Origin of the sequence: Arthrobacter halodurans (genome assembly GCF_041877255.1) — a bacterium.
In the GTDB taxonomy this organism is placed as follows: Bacteria; Actinomycetota; Actinomycetes; order Actinomycetales; family Micrococcaceae; genus Arthrobacter_N; species Arthrobacter_N halodurans.
Genome location: NZ_JBHDLJ010000003.1, coordinates 294,508 through 315,813, shown reverse-complemented (window position 1 = coordinate 315,813; position 21,306 = coordinate 294,508). Strand labels below are relative to the sequence as shown.

General features: G+C 72.8%; 20 protein-coding genes and 1 tRNA gene. 10 read left to right on the top strand and 11 right to left on the bottom strand.

Features of this window, described 5'->3' with window-relative positions:
- From ACETWP_RS05965 to ACETWP_RS05955, 3 genes are read right to left on the bottom strand one after another with little or no spacing between them, the layout of a single operon-like run.
- On the bottom strand, nt 1-1,062 hold the full coding sequence (locus ACETWP_RS05965; protein ID WP_373971295.1) for a nucleotide-binding protein: 1,062 nt from the start codon (nt 1,060-1,062) through the stop codon (nt 1-3).
- Between the two features lie 16 nt (nt 1,063-1,078).
- The gene (eccD, locus tag ACETWP_RS05960; protein WP_373971294.1) at nt 1,079-2,437 is read right to left on the bottom strand and encodes a type VII secretion integral membrane protein EccD; all 1,359 of its coding nucleotides are present in this window, start codon (nt 2,435-2,437) and stop codon (nt 1,079-1,081) included.
- A gap of 7 nt (nt 2,438-2,444) precedes the next feature.
- Complete coding sequence (locus ACETWP_RS05955) at nt 2,445-2,744, bottom strand: hypothetical protein (protein ID WP_373971293.1); 300 nt, start codon at nt 2,742-2,744, stop codon at nt 2,445-2,447.
- A 278-nt stretch (nt 2,745-3,022) separates the two neighbouring features.
- Here ACETWP_RS05955 and ACETWP_RS05950 point away from each other — a divergent pair, with 278 nt between their 5' ends.
- The 3 genes from ACETWP_RS05950 to ACETWP_RS05940 all read left to right on the top strand — a co-directional run bounded on the left by ACETWP_RS05950 (nt 3,023) and on the right by ACETWP_RS05940 (nt 5,350).
- Nucleotides 3,023-3,367, top strand: coding sequence for a WXG100 family type VII secretion target (locus ACETWP_RS05950; RefSeq protein ID WP_373971292.1), 345 nt, complete (start codon nt 3,023-3,025; stop codon nt 3,365-3,367).
- Between the two features lie 147 nt (nt 3,368-3,514).
- Nucleotides 3,515-3,826 (top strand): hypothetical protein, encoded by a 312-nt coding sequence (locus ACETWP_RS05945; RefSeq protein ID WP_373971291.1) that lies wholly within the window; start codon nt 3,515-3,517, stop codon nt 3,824-3,826.
- A gap of 120 nt (nt 3,827-3,946) precedes the next feature.
- Nucleotides 3,947-5,350, top strand: coding sequence for an FAD-dependent oxidoreductase (locus ACETWP_RS05940; RefSeq protein ID WP_373971290.1), 1,404 nt, complete (start codon nt 3,947-3,949; stop codon nt 5,348-5,350).
- A gap of 124 nt (nt 5,351-5,474) precedes the next feature.
- Here the strand turns inward: ACETWP_RS05940 and ACETWP_RS05935 are convergent, their stop codons facing one another.
- Complete coding sequence (locus tag ACETWP_RS05935; protein WP_373971289.1) at nt 5,475-6,968, bottom strand: catalase; 1,494 nt, start codon at nt 6,966-6,968, stop codon at nt 5,475-5,477.
- Between the two features lie 12 nt (nt 6,969-6,980).
- On the bottom strand, nt 6,981-7,442 hold the full coding sequence (locus tag ACETWP_RS05930) for a Fur family transcriptional regulator (RefSeq protein WP_373971288.1): 462 nt from the start codon (nt 7,440-7,442) through the stop codon (nt 6,981-6,983).
- Between the two features lie 236 nt (nt 7,443-7,678).
- Here ACETWP_RS05930 and ACETWP_RS05925 point away from each other — a divergent pair, with 236 nt between their 5' ends.
- Together ACETWP_RS05925 and htpX are read left to right on the top strand one after the other, a co-directional pair.
- Entirely contained in the window at nt 7,679-8,959 is a 1,281-nt protein-coding gene (locus tag ACETWP_RS05925; protein WP_373971287.1) for an MFS transporter, read from the top strand.
- Nucleotides 8,960-9,120: 161 nt separating this feature from the next.
- Nucleotides 9,121-9,990, top strand: a complete 870-nt coding sequence (htpX, locus tag ACETWP_RS05920) for a zinc metalloprotease HtpX (protein WP_373971286.1) — start codon at nt 9,121-9,123, stop codon at nt 9,988-9,990.
- Between the two features lie 107 nt (nt 9,991-10,097).
- Here htpX and ACETWP_RS05915 read toward each other — a convergent pair whose 3' ends face one another.
- The gene (locus ACETWP_RS05915) at nt 10,098-10,586 is read right to left on the bottom strand and encodes a YajQ family cyclic di-GMP-binding protein (RefSeq protein WP_373971285.1); all 489 of its coding nucleotides are present in this window, start codon (nt 10,584-10,586) and stop codon (nt 10,098-10,100) included.
- A 147-nt stretch (nt 10,587-10,733) separates the two neighbouring features.
- Here ACETWP_RS05915 and ACETWP_RS05910 point away from each other — a divergent pair.
- A tRNA-Tyr gene (locus ACETWP_RS05910) sits at nt 10,734-10,818 on the top strand.
- Nucleotides 10,819-10,914: 96 nt separating this feature from the next.
- Here the strand turns inward: ACETWP_RS05910 and ACETWP_RS05905 are convergent.
- Nucleotides 10,915-11,328 (bottom strand): hypothetical protein, encoded by a 414-nt coding sequence (locus ACETWP_RS05905; RefSeq protein ID WP_373971284.1) that lies wholly within the window; start codon nt 11,326-11,328, stop codon nt 10,915-10,917.
- A gap of 201 nt (nt 11,329-11,529) precedes the next feature.
- On the opposite strand from ACETWP_RS05905, the gene trxA reads away from it, so the two are divergent.
- Complete coding sequence (trxA, locus tag ACETWP_RS05900; RefSeq protein ID WP_373971283.1) at nt 11,530-11,901, top strand: thioredoxin; 372 nt, start codon at nt 11,530-11,532, stop codon at nt 11,899-11,901.
- Nucleotides 11,902-11,961: 60 nt separating this feature from the next.
- Here trxA and ACETWP_RS05895 read toward each other — a convergent pair whose 3' ends face one another.
- On the bottom strand, nt 11,962-12,987 hold the full coding sequence (locus ACETWP_RS05895) for an acyl-CoA thioesterase (RefSeq protein ID WP_373971282.1): 1,026 nt from the start codon (nt 12,985-12,987) through the stop codon (nt 11,962-11,964).
- Nucleotides 12,988-13,068: 81 nt separating this feature from the next.
- On the opposite strand from ACETWP_RS05895, the gene ACETWP_RS05890 reads away from it, so the two are divergent.
- Nucleotides 13,069-14,751, top strand: coding sequence for an AMP-binding protein (locus tag ACETWP_RS05890; RefSeq protein ID WP_373971281.1), 1,683 nt, complete (start codon nt 13,069-13,071; stop codon nt 14,749-14,751).
- A gap of 41 nt (nt 14,752-14,792) precedes the next feature.
- Here the strand turns inward: ACETWP_RS05890 and ACETWP_RS05885 are convergent, their stop codons facing one another.
- Nucleotides 14,793-15,791, bottom strand: coding sequence for a DNA-3-methyladenine glycosylase family protein (locus ACETWP_RS05885; RefSeq protein WP_373971280.1), 999 nt, complete (start codon nt 15,789-15,791; stop codon nt 14,793-14,795).
- Nucleotides 15,792-15,910: 119 nt separating this feature from the next.
- Here ACETWP_RS05885 and ACETWP_RS05880 point away from each other — a divergent pair, with 119 nt between their 5' ends.
- Together ACETWP_RS05880 and ACETWP_RS05875 are read left to right on the top strand one after the other, a co-directional pair.
- Nucleotides 15,911-17,299 (top strand): cystathionine beta-synthase, encoded by a 1,389-nt coding sequence (locus ACETWP_RS05880; RefSeq protein WP_373971279.1) that lies wholly within the window; start codon nt 15,911-15,913, stop codon nt 17,297-17,299.
- 9 nt (nt 17,300-17,308) lie between these two features.
- The gene (locus tag ACETWP_RS05875) at nt 17,309-18,469 is read left to right on the top strand and encodes a cystathionine gamma-synthase (protein WP_373971278.1); all 1,161 of its coding nucleotides are present in this window, start codon (nt 17,309-17,311) and stop codon (nt 18,467-18,469) included.
- Nucleotides 18,470-18,537: 68 nt separating this feature from the next.
- On the opposite strand, the gene ACETWP_RS05870 is transcribed toward ACETWP_RS05875, so the two are convergent.
- Nucleotides 18,538-20,067, bottom strand: a complete 1,530-nt coding sequence (locus ACETWP_RS05870) for a carboxyl transferase domain-containing protein (RefSeq protein WP_373971277.1) — start codon at nt 20,065-20,067, stop codon at nt 18,538-18,540.
- On the bottom strand, nt 20,064-21,293 hold the full coding sequence (locus tag ACETWP_RS05865; RefSeq protein ID WP_373971276.1) for a CaiB/BaiF CoA transferase family protein: 1,230 nt from the start codon (nt 21,291-21,293) through the stop codon (nt 20,064-20,066). The genes ACETWP_RS05870 and ACETWP_RS05865 overlap by 4 nt, the downstream gene beginning before the upstream one ends.
- Nucleotides 21,294-21,306 lie beyond the last annotated feature (13 nt).

The window sequence follows — 21,306 nt, the reverse complement described above, 5'->3', positions numbered from 1 at the left end:
CTAGCGCCTTCCGTTGGCCAGCTCGAGCGCCTTCGCGGCGATCGTCGCGGCGGTCACCCGATGGCGGGGCGCCAGTCGCGGCAGCGCGACATCAGCACCCGCCGCGAGATGCCGGTCGTAGCCGAGTGCGTAGGCGTCGAAGCCCAGGCGCGCGAGGCGCGCCGCCTGCTGGGGCGCGCCCAGAGCGGACGCCCGGTCCTGCTGCATCACCACCACGACCAGCGGGATGGGGGCCAGACGCGGGTCCCGGCGCCACCGGGCGAGCTGCGCCAGCGCGTCGTCCAGGCCGGAGAGTGTCGCCGGGACCGCGAACACCGCGGCGTGGCAGTCGGCGAGAGCCGCCTGGGTGGCCGGGGCCTCGAAGCCCGTCGGGCAGTCGAGCAGGGTGACCGGGAAATAGCGGGAGACGGCCGAGCACGCCTCGCGGAGCGCGGCGGCGCCGGCGGCACGCTCGCGGGCGCGGGGACCCGTGGCGAAGAGGTTCGGCGCGGCGTGGCCGAGCATCCCGGAGAGCTCGGACGCCGTCGGCAACGTGCCCCCGGTCGTCCGGTCCACGAGGTCGTCGATCGCCGGGGCGGCGTCGGTGCCGAGCCGCAGCCCGAGGCTGCCGTGTCCCGGGTCCAGGTCCAGCACCGCGATGGTGTCGGGGCGCACCGCGGAGAACAGCCGCCCAAGCAGGGCGGCCACCGTCGTCTTCCCGGCACCGCCACGGGTGGAGACGACGGCGATGCGCCGGCCGGTGGCCACGGGGGCCTGCGCCTGTGCCGCTCGCTCGGCCATCACCTCGGGGGTGCGGTCGGCGGTGAACAGCGCACGGAGCACCCGCGCGAGTCCGCCCCGCGAATCCGACGCCGCGGCGAGGCGGCGGCGGTCGCCCTCGAGCGGAGAGCCGACGCCGTTCGGTGAACCGAGGCCGTTCGGAGAGCCGGGTTCGTTCGGTGAACCGAGGACGAGCGGAGAGCCGGGTTCGGCGGGTGCCCAAGGGTCCGCGACAGGCGTGGCGGCCCACGGGTCCGCCGGGGGCCGCGCGGCGGCGCGTGGGGTCTGCGGCTGGTTCGTCATGTGCTTTTCCTCGGCGCTAGAACGTCTCGAGCATCTTGGCGAAGACGCCGAAGTAGCCGGTCAGCAGGGGGACGGTGGCGAGGATCGCCAGGACCTCGACGCGCTCGGCGATCTGGCGCAGGCGGGCCTCGGTGTGGTCGGGCAGGTCCACGGCGAGGCCGAGGCCGATCAGGACGGAGACCAGCAGGACGCCGACGCCCACGATCCACACCCGGTCTCCGGCCAGGCCCGCGAGCGTGACGGCGCCAGCGAGGACGCCGGCGGCGGCGGCCGCGTAGAGGGCGCAGCGCTCGAGGGCCATCGGGAAGGCGCGGGCGCGCAGCATGGTGGCCAGCACGAGCGCGAGCAGCAGCGGCAGGGACCAGGCGGTCCGGTCCCCGTCGGAGCCGACCAGCCACATCCCGGCGCCGGCGGACGCGGCGGCGGCCACCGTGGACAGGGTCAGGCCGCCGTGGGCGGCCCGGATGGCGGCCAGGGCGTCGCCGCGCCGGAGGGAGGCGCCCGCGGCGCGCCGGTCGTCCAGCGTGGCCAGCCCGGAGGCGGACAGCGCGACGGACGGTAGCAGGCCCAACGCGAGCACGGCGCAGATCGCGGCGAAGCCTCCCACGCCGGCGGACCCGCCGGACGCTCCGCCGGTCGCGCCACCGGAGGCGGCCCAGGCGGCCAGCGGCATCGCGATCGCCCAGCACCCGGTGAGCGCCCCCGCCACGGCGGCGGCCGTCAGCAGCGACCGTGGCCGCCGGGACCCCGCGGCGAGGCACGCGCAGAACGCCGCCACCGCGAGCGCCGCGAGCAGCATCCTCGGCGCGTCGGGGCTGTCCCAATGGAACAGCCCGAGCAGGACGGCGCCGAGCCCGGAGGCCATGAGCGTGGTGCCCAGGGGCCTGGCCGCCGCCGCGACGGCCGCGCCGAGCGCCAGCGCGCCGGCCCCGATGGCGAGGTGGGCCCACCAGCGCTGTTCCGGCAGGGAGTGGCCGAGGATGAGCTCGAGCCCCAGCAACAGCCCCGCCACGGAGAAGACGCCCGACGCCGCGACCAGGTGGTGCCGCGTCCACCGGCCGCCGACTTCCGCCGAGGTGTCGACGACGGTGTCGGCGATGTCGTAGACGACCGCGGGGGGAGGCGCGTCGTGGCTGCCGAGCAGGGTCAGCTGCGCGCCGTCGAGCACGCCGGCGTCAGCGAGGGTGTCTTGGGGGGACAGGTGCTCGCCCGTCGCGGTCAGCAGGATCTTGCTCGCGACCCGCTCGCCCGGCCGGTCGCCGAGCAGGTCCAGGATCTGCGGCATCAGCGTGCCGACCTCCGCCGCGGACGGCAGCAGCAGGTCCACGTGTCGTTGCGCGCCCATGAGGGTCACGCGGGTGTACGGCTGGGACATGGCGGTCTCAGACTCCCGTTCGGTGGATGGGTGCGTACGGGTCCGCGGTACGGGCCGGAGCGCTCGCGGACTGGCGCTCCCGCTGCTCCTGCTCGCGCCGCTGGTCCGACAGCAGGCTGCCCACGAACGCCACGGCGACGCAGATCGCGGCGACCAGGGCGGCGGCGACGATGCTGAACAGGAACAGGCGGGCCGTCCCCCTCCAACGCCGCTCGGTGGGGTTGTCCGCGTAGAGCAGGGCGTCGGCCAGGCGGCTGCGGCGCACCGCGACAGATTCGATGAGTTGGCTGTCGAATTCTGTCGCCACTGTGACCTTTCCTGTCGGGCGGGTGGTGCTCTACGGGAACCATCATGTCAGTTCGGGGTTGCGGATTCGTGCCATTCGGGTGCGCATGGGGAGTTCTCCCCATGGGCGCGGCTTGACCCCCCTGTGCGGCTGACGTTGGATGGAACCACCGGCGAGGTCGAACGGGACGCCGGAGGACCACCACCGAACGTCCGCCGGCCGCGGCGTGGCCGGTGCGGGCTCCGGCCGAAGCGGCCGGCGCCAGGGGAACCACCCCCAACCGAGAGGCAGGAAAAGCAATGGGCTTCAAAGGCAAGATGAACGTCCCCGCCATGGGGGACGCCGTCCAGCAGTCCGAGGGATCGGGGACCGAGCTCATCAAGCTCGTCGAGGAGCTGACCGACGGCGTGGAGGAGCTGAAGACCACGTTCTCCGGCAACGGCGCCGTCGCCTACAACAACTTCATGGTCGAGGCCCACCGCGTGCAGGCGGATCTCATCACGGCCCTGGCGTCGATCTCGGCGGGCCAGGCGAAGACCGCCAAGGCCTACGTCACGATGGACGACACGTTCGAGGAGGCCGGCTCCGCCGCGGCCTCGGTCGCCGCGGCCACCACCGTCAAGGGCTTCAACCGCGGCGCCTGACCGGCGCACCCCGCCCCGGCCCGGCGCTCTTCCGGCACGGCGACCACGGCCGGCCTCGGCCGGGCGGCGCGCGGGTCCGGCGCCCGCCACCCACCCCCGACACCACCGCACATCCCCGGCCAGCGGCCGGCACGAAAGGACCACACCATGAGCAAGGGCGACAAGGACACGATCTCCTTCGACGAGGGAGCCGCGGCACGGATCGAGAGCGACATCCTGCGGATCGCGGGGCGTATCGAGACCATCATCGGCGACCGCGAGCAGCAGAAGAAGTTCGTCGCGGACAACTGGGAGGACGCCCAGAACCGCGAGGGCTACGACTCCAAGGAATCCGACTGGATCCTGGCGGCCAACGACACCCTGGGCCTCGTGCGCGACGCGCGCGAGCTGCTCAGCAAGAACCAGACGACGGCGGCGGACACCGGCAAGCAGGTCGGCAGCATCGTCGAGAGCATCTAGTTCCCCGGGGCGGCGGGGGACGGGCGGCAGGGCGGGGTTCGACGCCGCCGCGCGGGCAATTAGACTAGGTGGCTGTGCGCTATTGCCGCGCGCCGCGATTCCCTTCCGGAAGGAAACCACGTGTCACATCCCGCCGCCGACCGCCCGCTGCGCGTCGCCATCATCGGCGCAGGCCCGGCAGGGGTCTACGCCGCCGACATCCTGACCAAGGCGGAGCGCGAGTTCGAGGTCAGCATCGACCTGTTCGACGCCTACCCGGCCCCGTACGGCCTGATCCGCTACGGGGTCGCCCCCGACCACCCGCGCATCAAGGGCATCGTCAACGCCCTGCACAAGGTCCTGGACCGCGGCGACATCCGCTTCCTGGGGAACGTGACCTACGGCCGCGACCTGCTGCTGAGCGACATCCGGTCCATGTACGACGCGGTGATCTTCGCGACGGGCGCCATCAAGGACGCCCCGCTGAGCGTCCCCGGCGTCGAGCTGGAGGGATCCTTCGGCGCCGCCGACTTCGTCTCCTGGTACGACGGCCATCCCGACGTCCCCCGCGACTGGCCGCTCGACGCGACGGAGATCGCGGTCATCGGCAACGGCAACGTCGCCCTCGACGTCGCCCGGGTGCTCTCCAAGCACGCCGAGGACCTGCTGGTCACCGAGATCCCGGACAACGTCTACCGCGGGCTGGCCCAGTCGCCGGTCACCGACGTGCACGTCTTCGGGCGGCGCGGGCCCGCGCAGGTCAAGTTCACCCCGCTCGAGCTCCGCGAGCTCTCGCACAGCCGCGACGTCGACATCGTCCTGTACCCGGAGGACTTCGAGTTCGACGAGGCCTCCGACGCGGCCATCAAGACGAACAACCAGGTCAAGACGATGGTTAACACGCTGACCAACTGGCTCGTCGAGGAGCAGGACACCGGGGCCTCGCGCCGGCTGCACCTGCACTTCCTGCACAACCCCGTGGAGATCATGGGCCGCGACGGCAAGGTCGCCGGCATGCGCTTCGAGCGCCAGGAGCTCGACGGGACGGGCAACGTCCGCGGGACCGGCGAGATGGTGGACTACCCGGTCCAGGCCGTCTACCGCGCCATCGGCTACTTCGGGTCCGAGCTGGAGGAGGTCGGCTTCGACGCCGGCCGCGGCGTCATCCCGAACGACGGCGGCCGGGTGCTGGACGAGTCGGGACGGCGCGTCCCCGGCATCTACGCGACCGGGTGGATCAAGCGCGGCCCGGTGGGCCTCATCGGCCACACCAAGGGCGACGCGCTGGAGACGATCGGGAACCTGCTCGAGGACCGGCTGGACCTTCCGGCCGCGGAGCGCCCGGAGGCGGGCGCCGTCGTCGAGCTCCTCGAGTCCCGCGGCGTGCCGTACACCACCTGGGAGGGCTGGCTGCGGCTGGACGCCCACGAACGCGCCCTCGGGGCGGCCGCCGGGACCGTGGAGACGGCCAAGGGGCCGGTCGCGCGCGAGCGCGTCAAGGTGGTTCCGCGCGAGGACATGGTGCGGATCTCGCAGGACGGCTGACCCGGCGCGGCTGCACGACGACGAGGGGCCGGCATCCGAGGAGATCGGATGCCGGCCCCTCGCGCGTCAGCGGGGACGACCCTGCCGCCGGGGCGCGGCGTGCGCCCCGGCGGCCGCCGGCCGGCTAGACCAGCCCGGCCATCTCGGCGGCGCCGTCGGTGCTGCCGGCGTCGCCCGCGGCGAACCGCTCGCGCAGCAGGGCGCCGAGGTTGGCGTCGACGTTGGTCCAGTACTGGAAGAAGCGCTCGCGGATGTCCTCGCGGGTGATGCCCCCGGCCTGGCCGAGCAGCGTCTCGTGGAAGCGCTCCTTGGCGTCGGGCGTGAAGACGTCGCGGTACAGCGTGCCGGCCTGGCCGAAGTCGCCGTCCTCGGGGTGCAGCGTCGTGGCCGCGCGGACCAGGGCGCCGTCGGACTCCCAGGAACCCTCGGCGGCGCGCGCCGGATCGGCGGTCGGCCCGCCGAAGGAGTTCGGCGCGTAGACCGGGGCCTCGGGGGACTTGAAGCCGTGGCGCAGCTGCCCGTCCTGCGAGTAGTTGTTGACGGGCGCGTGCGGGCGGTTGGTCGGCAGCTCGTTGTAGTTCGTGCCGACGCGGTAGCGCTGCGCGTCCGGGTAGGAGAAGACGCGCGCGGTGAGCATCTTGTCCGGGGAGATCGCGTGGCCCGGGACGACGTTCGCCGGGGACAGCGCGATCTGCTCGATCTCGGCGAAGTGGTTCTCGGGGTTGCGGTCCAGCGTGAAGCGGCCGACCTCGACCAGCGGGTAGTCCTTCTGGGACCAGACCTTCGTCAGGTCGAACGGGTTGAAGCGGTAGGTCTTCGCGTCCTCGTACGGCATGATCTGCACGTGCAGGGTCCAGGAGGGGAAGTCGCCCTGCGCGATGGCCTCGTAGAGGTCGCGACGGTAGTGGTCCGCGTCGGCCCCGGCCAGGGCCTCGGCCTCCTCGTTGCTGATGTTGTGCTCGCCCTGGTCGGTGCGGAAGTGGTACTGCACCCAGAAGCGCTCGGCGTCGGCGTTGGTCCACAGGTAGGTGTGGGAGGAGAAGCCGTGCATCTCGCGCCACGAGCGCGGCAGGCCGCGGTCGCCCATGAGGTACGTGACCTGGTGCGCGGACTCGGGGGAGAGGGTCCAGAAGTCCCACTGCATGTCGGCGTCGCGCAGGCCGGAGCCCGGGAGGCGCTTCTGCGAGTGGATGAAGTCGGGGAACTTGATGCCGTCGCGGATGAAGAACACCGGGGTGTTGTTGCCGACGATGTCGAGGTTGCCCTCGGGCGTGTAGAAGCGCGTCGCGAAACCGCGCACGTCGCGCCAGGTGTCGGGGGAGCCCATCTCGCCGGCGACGGAGGAGAAGCGGGCCGCCGTGGCGACCTTCGCGCCCGGCTGGAACGCCGCGACGCGGGTGTACCGGGACACGTCCCCGGTGACCTCGAACGTGCCGAACGCGCCGCCGCCCTTGGCGTGGACGATGCGCTCCGGCACACGCTCGCGGTTGAACTGCGCGAGCTTCTCCAGCAGGTAGGCGTCGTGCAGGACGGTGGCGCCGCTGGCGCCGACGGTCAGCGAGTGCTCGTCGCTGGCGACCGGCGCGCCGGTCTGGGTGGTGGTGAAGTTCTCAGTCAAGAGAGGCTCCTTCTACTTGGGTGGGGTTCCCTGCGGAAGCACGGGCGCGGCGGCGATGCCGGCGGCCCCGCTCCTGCAGTCTTCACAGACGCCCTGGTACAGAACGTCCGCAATCTGGATGGCCATGCCGTGGTCGTCGGACGGCGTCAGGCAAGGGGCGTGGCCCACGGCGCATTCGACGTCTTCGACCCGTCCGCACGAGGTGCAGACGGCATGGTGGTGGTTGTCGTCCACGCGGGTCTCGTAGAGCGCCGGGGAGTGTGGGGGGCTGAAGCGGCGCAGGAGGCCCCGTGCCGTCAGGTCGTTCAGGACGTTGTAGACGGACTGGATGGACACGTCCGGCAGGTCGCGCCGCACCTCGGCGACCACGATGTCCGCGGACGAGTGCGGCCGGTCCTCGAGCGCGGCGAGCACGGCCAGGCGCTGGCGCGTGACGCGCAGCCCGTGGTCGCGAAGCCGATCCGAGTAGTCCATGCCCCCATTCTGGTCCTTCTTTTGAATAGTTCAAAATAGGACACGCCGGGCGGGACGGATCGGCGCGGCAATACCGGGGCTGCCACCCGACAATGCGGGACCGCACCAGCCCGGGCGGTTCGGGGCGCCGCCCGACAACACGGGACGGAACCGGTGCGGGTGACTCGGGGCGCCGCCCGACAACACGGGACGGAACCGGCGCGGGCGCCGCGGGGCGCGGCCCATAGACTCTTGCGGTGCCCCGCATCCTCGCCGACCTCACCCCGCTGCGCGCCAGCCCGGCCTTCCGCCGGCTCTGGATCGGCAACGCGCTGTCCGCGGTCGGCAGCCAGCTGACGCTGCTGGCGGTCAGCCTCGAGGTCTACCGCCTCACGGGCTCCAGCTTCCACGTCGGCCTGTTGGGCCTGTTCGCGCTGGTCCCGCTGGTCCTGGCCGGCCTCTACGGCGGGGCGATCGCGGATGCGCACGACCGCCGCAAGGTCGCGCTCGGCTCCGCCCTGGTGCTCTGGGGCGCGACGGCGGCCATTGCCGCCCAGGCCTGGCTCGGCCTGGGCAGCGTGTGGGTGCTCTACGCCCTCACGGCGGTGCACTCCGGCGCCGCCGGCATCAACCAGCCGACCCGCGGGGCCATCATCCCCGCCATCCTCGGGCTGAAGCTGCTCCCTGCCGCCAACTCCCTGAACATGGTCACCTTCGGCATCGCCCAGATGGTGGGCCCCCTGCTGGGCGGCGTGCTCGTGGCCCAGGTCGGGTTCGCGTGGACCTACACGATCGACGTCGTGACCTATACGGCGGCGCTGTGGTCGGTGTACCTGCTGCCGCCGCTACCGCCGGACGGCGCCGCGTCCCGGCCGGGACTGCGCTCCGTGGTGGAGGGGTTTCGCTTCCTGGGGAGCCAGCCGAACATCCGCATGACGTTCCTGATCGACCTGGTGGCGATGGTCATGGCGGCGCCGCGCGCGCTGCTGCCGGCGGTCGGCGCCGTCCTGATCGGCGGCGGCGAGACCACCGTCGGGATCCTGCTGGCCGCCACGGCCCTGGGCGCCTTCCTCGCCGGCGTGTTCTCCGGGCCGCTCGGCAGGATCCACCGGCAGGGCGCCGCGGTCTTCTGGTCGGTGGCCGCGTGGGGCGCCAGCATCGGCGCGTTCGGCGCCGTCGTGCTGCTGGCCACCCGGGAACCACGCCCGGCCGACGGGTCAGCCACGGGCTGGCTGTGGGCGGCCGCCGCCTGCATGGCCGCGGCGGGCATCGCGGACGCCGTCAGCTCCGTCTTCCGGACCACCATCCTGCAGACCGCCACGCCGGACCACCTGCGCGGGCGCCTGCAGGGCGTGTTCATCGTGGTGGTCGCCGGCGGGCCGCGCGTGGGGGAGATGCTCTCGGGCACCGTCGCCGTGGGGATCGGCGAGGGGTGGACGCTGGTCGCGGGCGGCGTCCTGTGCATCGCGGCCGCCGCGGCGCTGATGCGGTGGCAGCCCGGCTTCCTGCGCTACGACTCGCGGAGCCCGGTGCCCTGACCCCTTCCGCGTCCGCGCGGCGGATGGCGGCGTCCGTGGCCGAATCGTTGCGCGGCAGCCCGCCGGGGCCGGAACACCCGAAAGGGCGGCCGCGTTGGTTAAAATTGAGGACAACGGCCGCGGCGCGCGGCCGACACGGCATGACCGAGGAGTGACGAACCGTGCACCACCACAACAACGGGCTGAAGACGGCGGCCCTGCTGGGCGGCATGTTCGCGATGCTGCTGGGCGTCGGCGGGCTGATCGCGTCGGGGACCGGCAACTCGTCGTTCATCTGGATTTTCGCCCTGATTGGCGTCGGCACGACGGCCTACGGCTACTGGAACAGCGACAAGCTCGCCATCCGCGCCATGCAGGCCTACCCCGTGACGGAGCAGGAGCAGCCGGCGATGTACCGGATTGTGCGCGAGCTGTCGATCGCGGCCCGGCAGCCCATGCCGCGCCTCTACGTCTCCCCGACGGCCGCGCCGAACGCGTTCGCCACCGGGCGCAACCCGCAGAACGCCGCCGTCTGCTGCACCGAGGGGATCCTGCGCCTGCTCGACGAGCGCGAGCTGCGCGGGGTGCTCGGGCACGAGCTGATGCACGTCTACAACCGGGACATCCTCACCTCGTCGGTGGCCGCGGCCGTCGCCGGCGTGATCACCTCCGTGGCGCAGTTCATGCTGATCTTCGGGGGTGGTGACCGGCGCAACGCCAACCCGTTGGCGATCATCGCGACCGCGCTGCTGGCCCCGTTGGCCGCGTCGTTGATCCAGATGGCCATCAGCCGCACGCGCGAATACGACGCCGACGAGGACGGCGCGAAGCTGACCAACGATCCGCTGGCGCTGGCGTCGGCGCTGCGCAAGCTGGAGACGGGCGTCCAGCGCGCGCCGCTGCCGGAGGACCAGCGCCTCGTCAACACGTCGCACCTGATGATCGCCAACCCCTTCGCCGGCGGCGCGAAGAAGCTGTTCACGACCCACCCGCCGATGGCCGACCGGATCGCCCGACTCGAGCGGATGGCCGGCCGGCCGCTGGGCCACTGACCCGCGGTCGATAGCCGGCTCCAGATCGGGCGCCGCGCAACCGCGTCACCTTGACGCCGGGCAGGGCAGCCGGGGACGTCCCTGAGGCCGGCTCCGAGGGCGTGCGTCTAGCGCATGTTCACGAACTGCAGGTCCGCGTCCTCGAAGTTGCGCAGCAGCGCCATGGTGGCCTGCAGGTCGTCGCGGGACTTGGAGGAGACGCGGAGCTCGTCGCCCTGGATGGTGGACTTCACGCCCTTCGGGGCCTCGTCGCGGATCAGCTTGTTGATCTTCTTGGCGACGTCCTGGGCGATGCCCTCCTTGATGCTGGCCTCGATCCGGTACTCCTTGCCGGAGGCGAAGGGCTCGCCGGCGTCGAGCGACTTGAGGCTGATGTTCCGCTTGACCAGCTTGGACTGGAAGACGTCCAGGATCGCCTTGACGCGCTCCTCGGAGTTGGCCTTCATCAGGATGTTCTCGCCGCTGAAGTCGATCTCCGCGCCGACGCCCTTGAAGTCGTAGCGCTGGGCGATCTCCTTCTGCGCCTGGTTGAGGGCGTTGGACACCTCCTGGGTGTCCACCTTGCTGACAACATCGAACGTGGAATCGCTCGCCATCGGAGTCCTCCTGAAAGTAGGGTTTCTGTTGCCGACCAGCCTACCGGGAGGGGCGCTGCCGGGCACGGGGCGCCGGACGCCGGGCACGATTCGATTCTGCGGCGATTCTTCGGTAAAGTTTCTTCTCGTTCCACTTACGGAGCGTTCGGCAGATTACCCGAGCGGCCAAAGGGGGCTGACTGTAAATCAGCTGGCATTGCCTTCACTGGTTCGAATCCAGTATCTGCCACCACGCATCCGGCAACGGATGGCCAAGAACCCCGGACCTCACGGTCCGGGGTTCTTGTGCGTTCAGGGCTTCCCGAGCGTTGGGGGCCCGCGATCCCCTTCACGCCGCCAGGCGCCCGTCCGTTGCGCGCAGGTACAGGTCCCAGAGGATCAGGTGGGCTGACCCGTGCGCGCCCATCACCGCGTTGTAGTGGGCCCACTGCCAGTCGGTGGCGCCGTGGGCCTCGGGCGGTCCCGGCGGGCAGTTGCCGGGCGTCAGCCACCGCCCGTGGCACCAGATGGCATGGAGGGCCCCCGCGCCAGTGGCCGCGGGGGAGGCGTCCGCCAGCGGCCGCGGCGCTCTGGTGCGGCGCTGGATCCGCGACGCCTCGCCGACGGCGTACAGCTCGGACTTCGACGTCTCCAACGCCTCCGGCACCAGATCCTGGTACTCCTCGGCCAGCCGGAGGCCGAGCTCGATGGCCTCGCGGAGGAGACGTCCTTCGATGATGATCAGCAGTGTGCGGCGCGGCATGCCCGGGGTCCCTTCTGCGGTGCGCGGTGTGGTTCCGAGGCTAGGCCCGGCAGGGCCCCGCGGGGCGGCCGCCGGCCGGAATGTGGATAAGCCGGCCGCCCGGCCCCACCACCCCGCGCGGGACCCCGTGGACCGCCGGTCGCCCTGCACAGCCCCCTCCGGCGCGAGACAAGGCGCTGGACGAGAAGCTACCGTGGAGGCATGGCTACCATTGACATCACCGAGGCCCAGTTCGCGCAGACCATCGAAGAGAACGACATCGTCTTCGTCGACTTCTGGGCGGCATGGTGCGGCCCGTGCCGTCAGTTCGCCCCCGTTTTCCAGGAGGCCTCGGAGAAGTTCCCGGAGGTCACGTTCGCCAAGGTGGACACGGAGGCGGAGCAGGGCCTGGCCGCGGCCGCCGGCATCACCTCGATCCCGACCCTGATGGCGTTCCGCGACAAGGTGCTGGTCTTCTCGCAGCCCGGCGCACTCGGCGCGCCCCAGCTCGCGGACCTCATCGAGGCCGTGAAGGGCATCGACATGCAGGAAGTGCACGCGCAGATCGCCGAAAAGGACGCCGCCGCCACGTAGGACCCCGCAGGGACCTCCGCCTGGGCCTCCACGCGTCCGAGCCCGCGGCGGACGTGGTCCCTAGTGGCCGCCGTCCCGCAACAGGTGGCGCGGCAGGCGGTTGCCGGGCGCGGTGCCGCGGATGGCGATGAGCTCGCGCGCGTGGGCGTGCAGGGACCGGTCCTCCTCGCTCACGGGCACCCACGCCGGGACGGCGACCGCGGACCCGGTGCCGTCGCGCGCCACCATCACCGTCATGCAGTAGGTCGTCAGGCTCATCTCCCGCGTCCTCGGGTCGCCCGAACGGACGTGGACGGCGATGTGCATGCCCTTGTTCCCGGTGTACACGAGACGGGCCTCGACCTCGACGATATGGCCGATCAGCAGCGGACGGTAGAACCGCACGCCGCCGGAGAACACGGCCACCGCGTCCCGCCCGCAGTAGCGCGTCGCGCACACGTAGGCCGCCTCGTCGATCCACGCCATGACGATGCCGCCGTGGACCTTGCCGCCCCAGTTCACGTCCGTCGGGGCCGCGAGAAACCGCAGGACCACGCGCTCCGCCGTGCCCCGGTCGGTGTAGGAGACGCGGTTCATGGCCTCGACGATGCGCTCGCGGACGCCGATCCGCGCCACGGCGTCCGCCTCCAGCCCGCGCTCGGTGTCCGTGGCCGGCGCGAACTTCGGCACCGGCACGGGCTTGCCGGCGTCGTCCACCGCGACGAAGACGACCAGACATTGGCTGCGCGCCTCCGCGGGCACCCCCGAGTCCCCGAACGTGCGCGGGTCCCCGGACGTGACGGTCGTGAGGATGTGCATGGAGGACCGCCCCGTGTGCACGATCCGGGCCTCCAGCGCCACCATGTCGCCCACCTGCACGGGGTCCGCGAAGTGGATGTTGCCGACGTAGGCGGTCACGCAGTAGGCCTTGGCCCACGCGACGGCGGCGGCGTAGGCCGCCTTGTCGACCCACTCCAGGATCGTCCCCGCGTCGACCGTGCCGCTGTGCCCGACATCCATGGGCGCGGCCAGGAAGCGCAGCGTCGTGACGTTCCCCGGTGCCGGGCCGCGGGGGGCCCCGGCCCCGCCGTCGTCGCGTTCGTCCATCCGTCGCTCCTCCCCGCGGCCGCCAGGCCAACTGGTATGTTCTGGATCACAGTCTGACCGCAGAACCCCCAGGAGTCGATGATGATCCAGTCCGACGTGCGTCCCCCCGCGGATTCCCACATCGAGGGCGGGCGCGGGCTTCCGGTGCTGGAGGAGACCATCGGCGCGAACTTCCGGCGCATCGCGGGCCTGAACCCGCAGCGCGAGGCGATCGTGGAGGCGTCCACGGGGCGCTCGTGGACGTACGCCCGCATGGACGAGGACACGGACCGCATCGCCCGTGCGCTGATGGCGGCCGGGGTCGGGCGCGGCGAGCGGGTCGGCATCTGGAGCCCGAACTGCGCCGAATGGACGCTGCTGCAGTACGCCACCGCGAAGGCCGGCATCGTCCTGGTCAACGTCAATCCCGCCTACCGGACCCACGAGCTCGCGTTCGTCGTCGAGCAGTGCGGCATGCGCGCCCTCGTCGTCGCGCCGGCCGACGCGAACAGCGACTACCCGGCCATGGCGCGGCGGGTCCGCGCGGACACCCCGGGACTGCGCGAGCTGGTCCTCCTGCCCGGTCCGGGCGGATCCCCGGGACCGGAGCCGGAAGCCGGCGAGCTGACCTGGGACGCCCTGCTGGCGGGTGCCGATGCCGTGGGCCAGGGCGCGCTGGACGCGCTCCTGTCCGCCCTCGAGCCCGAGGACGCGATCAACCTGCAGTACACCTCGGGCACGACGGGCTTCCCCAAGGGCGCGACGCTGACCCACCGCAACATCCTCAACAACGGGTTCCACATCGGCGAGCTGCTCGCCTACACGCCCGAGGACCGCGTGGTGCTGCCCGTGCCGTTCTTCCACTGCTTCGGCATGGTCATCGGCAACCTCGCCGCGCTCTCGCACGGCGCGGCGACCATCCTGCCCGGCAGGACGTTCAAGCCGGCCGAGGCGCTGGACGCGGTCCAGCGGCACCGCGGCACCAGCCTCTACGGCGTGCCGACGATGTTCATCGCCGAGCTCGCCCTGCCCGACTTCGCCGCCTACGACCTTTCCTCCCTGAGGACCGGGGTGATGGCGGGGTCGACCTGCCCCGCCGAGGTCATGGAACGCGTCATCGGGGAGATGAACATGGCCGGCGTGGCGATCTGCTACGGCATGACCGAGACGTCGCCGGTGTCGACGATGACCCGCGCGGACGATTCCCTGGCCCGGAGGACGCAGACGGTCGGGCGCACCATGCCCCACCTGGAGTCCAAGATCGTGGACCCCGGCACCGGCGCGGTGGTGCCCCGGGGCGAGGTGGGGGAACTGTGCACGCGCGGCTACGCCGTCATGAGCGGCTACTGGAACGATCCGGCCAAGACGGCCGAGGCGATCGACGCGGACGGTTGGATGCACACCGGGGACCTGGCGGCCATGGACCCGGACGGCTACGTCCGGATCGAGGGGCGCATCAAGGACATGGTGATCCGCGGCGGCGAGAACATCTCGCCCCGCGAGATCGAGGAGTTCCTCTACCGGCATCCCGCGGTGCGCGACGTCCAGGTCATCGGGGTGCCGGACGACAAGTACGGGGAGGAGCTCATGGCGTGCGTGATCCTCAAGGACGGCGCCGAGCCGCTCACTGTGGAGGGCCTGCGCGCGTTCTGCGCCGGCAAGATCGCCCACTTCAAGATCCCCCGCTACCTGCAGGTCAGGGAGAGCTTCCCGATGACGGTGTCCGGCAAGATCCGCAAGGTCGAGATGCGCCAGGAGGCGCTCGAACTCCTTGGCCGGGGATAGGCGACGGCGCGGCCCGCCCGACGCCCGAACGCGTGCGCGGCCTAGCGACCGCGGTGGTCCTCGGGGGCCAGGCGCGGTCCGAACGCGGGCTTGCGGAAGCCGGAGAGGCCGATCATCCGCACGACGCGCTGGCGGTGCCCGGACCATGGCCGCAGCAGGTCCAGCATGCCGGCGTCGTCCGTCTTCCGGCCCGTGAGCGCGTAGCCGACGTACGCGGCGAGGTGGTAGTCGCCCACCGACACGGAATCCGGGTCGCCGTGGGTGCGCTGGAGGACCTCCGCCGTCGTCCACGGGCCGATGCCGGGAATGCCCTGGAGCCTGCGGCCCGGGTCCTCCTCCAGGCGCAGCGCGCCCAGGCGGTCGATGCCCGCGGCGGACTCCGCGGCGCGCAGGATGGTGGTCCGCCGGGAGAGGTCCACGCGGGCCGCGTGCCAGTCCCAGCTGCCGATGCGCCGCAACGCGTGCGGGCCGGGCGGGATGCGCATGCCCTCCGGGGCAGGGCCGGGCGCGGGGGTGCCGAACTTGCGCGCCAGGTACCGCCAGGCGTGGCGGGCCTCGATGGTGGTCACCTTCTGCTCCAGGATGGCCGGGACGAGGGAGTCGAAGACGCGGCCCGTGGACGGCAGGCGGACCCCCGGGTGCGCCCGGCGCGCCTCGGACGCCATGCGCGGCAGCGTCTCGGCGAACCCGGACTCGTCGAACCCGGACCAGTCGTCGCGCTCGCCGAGCAACGCGGGCGCGGACGCGACGGCGAGCCGGGCCCCGGGACCCCAGCCCTGGATCCTGACGGTCGTCGACGGACACCCGGGCGCCGCCGCGGGCCGGGGGACCGCCGACAGCCGGAGGGACGCCGGGCCGGCCTCCGTGCCGAAGCACAGCCAGGCGAGGGAGTCGCCCACGCGCGCGCAGGGGTCGTGCGCGCCGCGCTGGAGGACGGAGAGCGTCGACCCCAATGCGTAGTGCCCCGCGACGTCCCACTCCGCCTCGGCGTCGGCGCGCGCCGCCGGGCCGGACCGCGCGGGGGTCGGGGGAACCGTCATTCCCCCATCATTTCATCCGCCGCCGACGGATCGGGGCCCCGGCCTTCTCGCCCGAGGCGCATGACGGCGGGTTGCCCCCGCCGGGGCGCGCCGCGACGCCCGCGGGTAGAGTCTTGGGCATGAAATACGCCAACTCCGTCCTGGACCTCATCGGCAACACGCCGCTCGTGAAACTGACCAAAGTCACCGAGGGCGTGCGCGCGACCGTGCTCGTGAAGCTCGAGTACCTGAACCCGGGCGGGAGCATCAAGGACCGCATCGCCCTGCGGATGATCGAGGAGGCGGAGAAGTCCGGGGAGCTCAAGCCCGGCGGCACCGTGGTGGAACCGACGTCGGGAAACACCGGCGTGGGGCTGGCGCTGGTCGCCCAGATGAAGGGGTACAAGACCGTGTTCGTCACCCCGGACAAGGTCGGCGAGGAGAAGCGGGACGTCCTGCGCGCCTACGGCGCCGAAGTGGTCGTCACCAAGACCGCGGTGGAGCCCGACTCGCCCGAGTCCTACTACGGCGTCTCCGACCGGCTGGTCCGGGAGATCCCGGGCGCCTACAAGCCCGACCAGTTCTCCAACCCCGCGGCGCCGGCGAGCCACTACGAGACGACCGGCCCCGAGATCTGGCGCGACACGGACGGCAGGCTCACCCACGTCGTCATCGGCGCCGGGACCGGCGGCACGATCACCGGAGCGGGCCGCTTCCTCAAGGAGGTCTCCGCCGACCGGGAGTCCGGCCCCGTGCGCGTCGTGGCCGCGGACCCGGAGGGGTCCGTCTACTCCGGCGGCACGGGGCGCCCGTACTTCGTCGAGGGCGTCGGCGAGGACATGTGGCCGGGCAACTACGACCCCTCGGTCCCCGACGAGGTCATCGCCGTCAGCGACGCCGAGTCGTTCGCCATGACGCGCCGCCTGGCCCGGGAGGAGGGCCTCCTGGTGGGGGGCTCCTCGGGCATGGCGGTCGTCGCCGCGTTGCGCGCCGCCCGGGACCTCCCCGAGGACGCCGTCGTCGTCGTCATCCTGCCCGACGGCGGGCGCGGCTACCTCGCGAAGGTCTTCAACGACCGGTGGATGGCCGAGCGCGGCTTCCTGTCGCCGGCGGTCGACGGCGTCCGCGTCGGCGAGTCCGTGCCGACCGACCCGGCCCGCGTGCCCCACGTGCTCCTCGATCACACGCTGGCCGAGGCCGCGGCGGCAGTGGAGGCCTCCGGGCTCCCCGCACTGCCGGTGCTTGGCCACCGCCCGCCCGCCGTCGTGGGCGAGGTGCGCGGCACCGTCACGGCGGAGGCGCTGCGGGCCGCGCGCGACGCCGGCCACGCCGCGGACACGGCGCTCGCCGAGGTCCCGGACCGGTTCGGGGCCGCGCTGCCGATGGTCGGGGGCTACCAGCCCGCGTCGGCCCTGCGGGAGGCGCTCGCCGGCGGCGCTCCCGCGGTCCTCGTGGCGACCGACGGGATCGTCGCGGCGCTTGTGACCGCCGATGACCTGGCCCGCGCCGACGCGAACGCGGGGGCGTAGGCTCGGAACATGGCGACCAACGAGAGCACCGGATTCAACACCCGCGCCATCCACGCGGGGCAGGCCTTCGAACCGCGGACCGGGGCCGTCGTGCCCCCCGTGCACTTCAGCTCCACCTACGCGCAGGACGGCATCGGCGGGCTGCGCGCCGGCTACGAGTACGGCCGCGGCACCAACCCGACCCGCGACTCCCTGCAGGAGCAGCTGGCCGCGCTGGAGGGCGGAACGCACGCGTTCTCCTTCAGCTCGGGGCTCGCGGCGGAGGACTCGCTGATCCGCGCGCTGACCCGGCCGGGCGACCACATCGTGCTGGGCAACGACGCCTACGGCGGCACCTACCGCCTCATCGCCCGGGTGCTGGGGGACTGGGGCATCGGGAACACGCCCGTGGACATGGCCGACCTGGACGCCGTGCGCGCGGCCGTCGCGGCGCACCCCACGAAGCTCGTGTGGGTGGAGACGCCGTCGAACCCGCTGATGAAGATCAGCGACATCGCGGCGATCGCCGGGATCGCGCACGAGGCCGGGGCGCTGCTGGTCGTGGACAACACGTTCGCGTCCCCGTACCTGCAGCAGCCGCTGGCGCTGGGGGCGGACATCGTCGTGCATTCGACCACCAAGTACATCGGTGGGCACTCCGACGTCGTCGGCGGAGCCGTCGTCGTCGCCGACGAGGACCTGGCCGAGAAGATCGGCTTCGTGCAGTTCGCGGTCGGCGCGGTGTCCGGGCCGATGGACGCGTTCCTCACCACGCGCGGCCTGAAGACCCTGGGCGTGCGCATGGACCGCCACTCGACCAATGCCCAGGCGGTCGCCGAGTGGCTGCTCGGCCGCCCCGAGGTGGAGCGCGTGCTCTATCCGGGTCTGCCGGACCACCCGGGCCACGAGCTGGCGCGGCGCCAGATGAAGTCGTTCGGCGGCATGGTGTCCGTGCAGTTCAGGGGCGGCGAGGCGGTCGCGCGCAAGGTCGCGGAGTCCACCCGGGTCTTCACGCTGGCCGAGTCGCTCGGCGGCATCGAGTCGCTGATGAACTACCCCTCGGAGATGACGCACGCGTCGGTCAAGGGCACGGAGCTGGCCGTCCCGGTCAACCTGCTGCGCCTGTCCGTGGGCATCGAGGACGCCGAGGACCTGATCGCCGACCTCGAGCGGGCGTTCTCCGCGCTGTAGGCACCGCGGTGCCGGCGGGGCCGTCCCGCAGTCCCACCCTCTCCGGGCGGGACGGCGAGGCCGCGGGCCTAGCCGCCGAGCGTGCCGAACTTCCTGCGGCGGCGCTCCAGGCGCTCGCCCGCCGGAACTGCGGCCGCCAGCTCGAGTTCGTATTCGATGGCCCGGGCCATGCGCGCGCAGAAGCCCCGGGGCGAGCGTGCGGCGTCCGGCCGCTCCTCCACGACGTGGTCCACCAGCCCGATGCGGTGCAGGGAGGCCACGTTGACCCCCTGCTCGGCCGCGAGCTCCGGGGCGTGGTCCGCGTCGCGGTAGACGATCGCGCTCGCGCCCTCGGGCGGCAGCGGGGAGAGCCACGCGTGCTCCGCCGCGATCACGCGGTCCGCGGGCAGGAGCGCCAGCGCGCCGCCGCCCGTGCCCTGTCCCAGCAGCACCGCGACGCTGGGTGCGTCCAGCCCGATGAGGTCGTTCAGCGAGCGGGCGATCTCCCCGGCCAGCCCGCCCTCCTCGGCCTCCCGGGACAGGTCCGCGCCGGCCGTGTCGATCACGGTCAGCAGGGGCAGCTGCAGCTCCTCGGCCAGCTGCATGCCGCGCCGCGCCTCGCGCAGGGAGCCGGGACCCATCTGCGGTCCGTCGGCGTGCCGCGGCCGCTGGTGGCCCAGGACGATGCAGGACCTTCCGCCGAAGCGCGCCAGCGCGAGGCCGAGCCCGGGGTCGTTCTCGCCCTGGCCGGTGCCATTGAGGGGCAGGGCGTCGTCCGCGCCCGCGGCCAGGAGCCACCGCAGGTCCGGACGGCGCGGGTTGCGGGTGATGAGGATCGATTCCCAGGCGTCGGTGTCGCCGGGCCGGGCCGCGAGGCTGTCGGGCAGGGGCGCGGCGGGCGCGGCGCCGGCCGCGGCCGATGCGTCGCCCGGGACGAGGATGCGCAGCGCGCGGTCCAGGATCTCGGGCAGCTGCCCGGGGGCGACGACTGCGTCGATCAGGCCGCGCCGATAGAGGTTCTCCGCGACCTGGACGCCGGCCGGGAAGGGCTCGCCGCGCAGCGTCTCGTAGACGCGCGGGCCCAGGAATCCCAGCAGGGCGCCGGGCTCGGCGACCGTGACGTGGCCGAGCGATCCCCACGAGGCCATCACGCCGCCGGTGGTCGGGTGGCGCAGGTACACGAGGTAGGGCAGGCCCTTTGCCTTGTGCCGGCGGACGGCGTCCGTGATCCGCACCATCGACAGGAACGCGAGCGTGCCCTCCTGCATGCGGGTCCCGCCCGAGGCGGGTCCGGCCAGCAGCGGCAGCCCCTCCGCCGTGGCGCGCTCGACGGCCTCGGTGATGCGCTGCGCGGCCGCCTGGCCGATCGATCCGGCGAGGAAGGCGAACTCGGAGACGATGACGGCCACGCGCCGTCCGCGGATGCGTCCCTCGCCGGTCACCACCGACTCGTCGTGCCCGCTCTTGAGCCGCGCGGCCTCGAGCTCGGCCGCGTAGCGCCCGCCGGCCGCGCGCTGTTCGGCGGGCGCGTCCCACGAGGAGAAGGAGCCGGCGTCGAGCACGACGCCGATCAGCTCCGCCGAGGAGAGTCGGCGCGACGTCGCCGCGGGGGCGCTCACCGGCCGCCCTCCCGGTCCGCGGCGAGCCAGTCCCGGATCGAGGCGCCGTCCGCGTCCAGCAGCGGCGGGGCGGAGTGCTCCGTCCGCGTGGTCTCCGCGGCCGTGGCCGGGTCGAAGAAGCGCAGCGGCGGGCCCGGGAGCGTGATGTCCCCCAGGACGGCATGGTCCACGCTGATCAGCAGGCCCTGCGACCTGACCTGCTCCCACGCGTAGACCTCGTCGAGTGAGCGGACCTTGCCCGCGGGGACCCCGGCCGCGTCGAGCTTCTCCAGCAGCTCGGCGGGCCCGTACGCCGCGAAGGCGTCCTCGACGGTGCGGATGACGAGGTCGCGGTTGCGCACCCGGTCAGCGTTGGAGGCGAACTCCGGGCGCCCGCCGTCGATCCCGAAGGCCGCGGTGAAGGCCGCCCACAGCTTCTCGCTGCCGACGCTGATCTGCACCCGGCCGCCGCGGCAGCCGAAGAGGCCGTAGGGGGCGATCGAGGGGTGGTGGTTGCCCTGGGCGCGCGGCACCTCCCCGGCCACGGTGGCCCGCGTACCCTGGAACGCGTGCACGCCGACGAGCGAGGCCAGCAGCGAGGTGCGCACCACCTGCCCCCGGCCGGTCCGCTCACGCTCGAGCAGCGCGGCCAGCACGCCGTAGGCGCCGTACATCCCGGACAACAGGTCCGCGATGGGGACGCCGACGCGCTGCGGGTCCTCCGGGCCGGAGCCGGTGAGCGACATGAGCCCGGCCTCGCCCTGGAGGATCTGGTCGTAGCCGCTGCGGTGCGACTCCGGCCCGTCGTGCCCGAAGCCGGTGATGGACAGGATCACCAGCCGTGGGTTCAGCTCGTGCAGCCGCTCGACCGAGAAGCCGAGCCGGTCCAGCACGCCGGGGCGGAAGTTCTCCATCAGGACGTCGGAGCGCCCGATCAGCTCGGTGAGCACCGCCTGGTCCTCCCCGTCCTTGAGGTTCAGGGCGATGGACTCCTTGTTCCGGTTGCAGGACAGGAAGTACGTCGCCTGGGGGTCCTCGTCGGGCCCGACGAACGGCGGGCCCCACCCGCGGGTGTCGTCGCCGTGCCCGGGCGTCTCGACCTTGAGGACGCGGGCGCCGAGGTCGGCCATCATCATGCCCGCGTGGGGTCCGGCCAGGGCGCGGGTCAGGTCCAGCACGGTGTAGCCGCTCAGCGGGCCCGGGCGGGCGGAGGTGGTCTCTTGGGTTTCCAGGGATGGGGCGCTCATGCGGTGCTCCTTG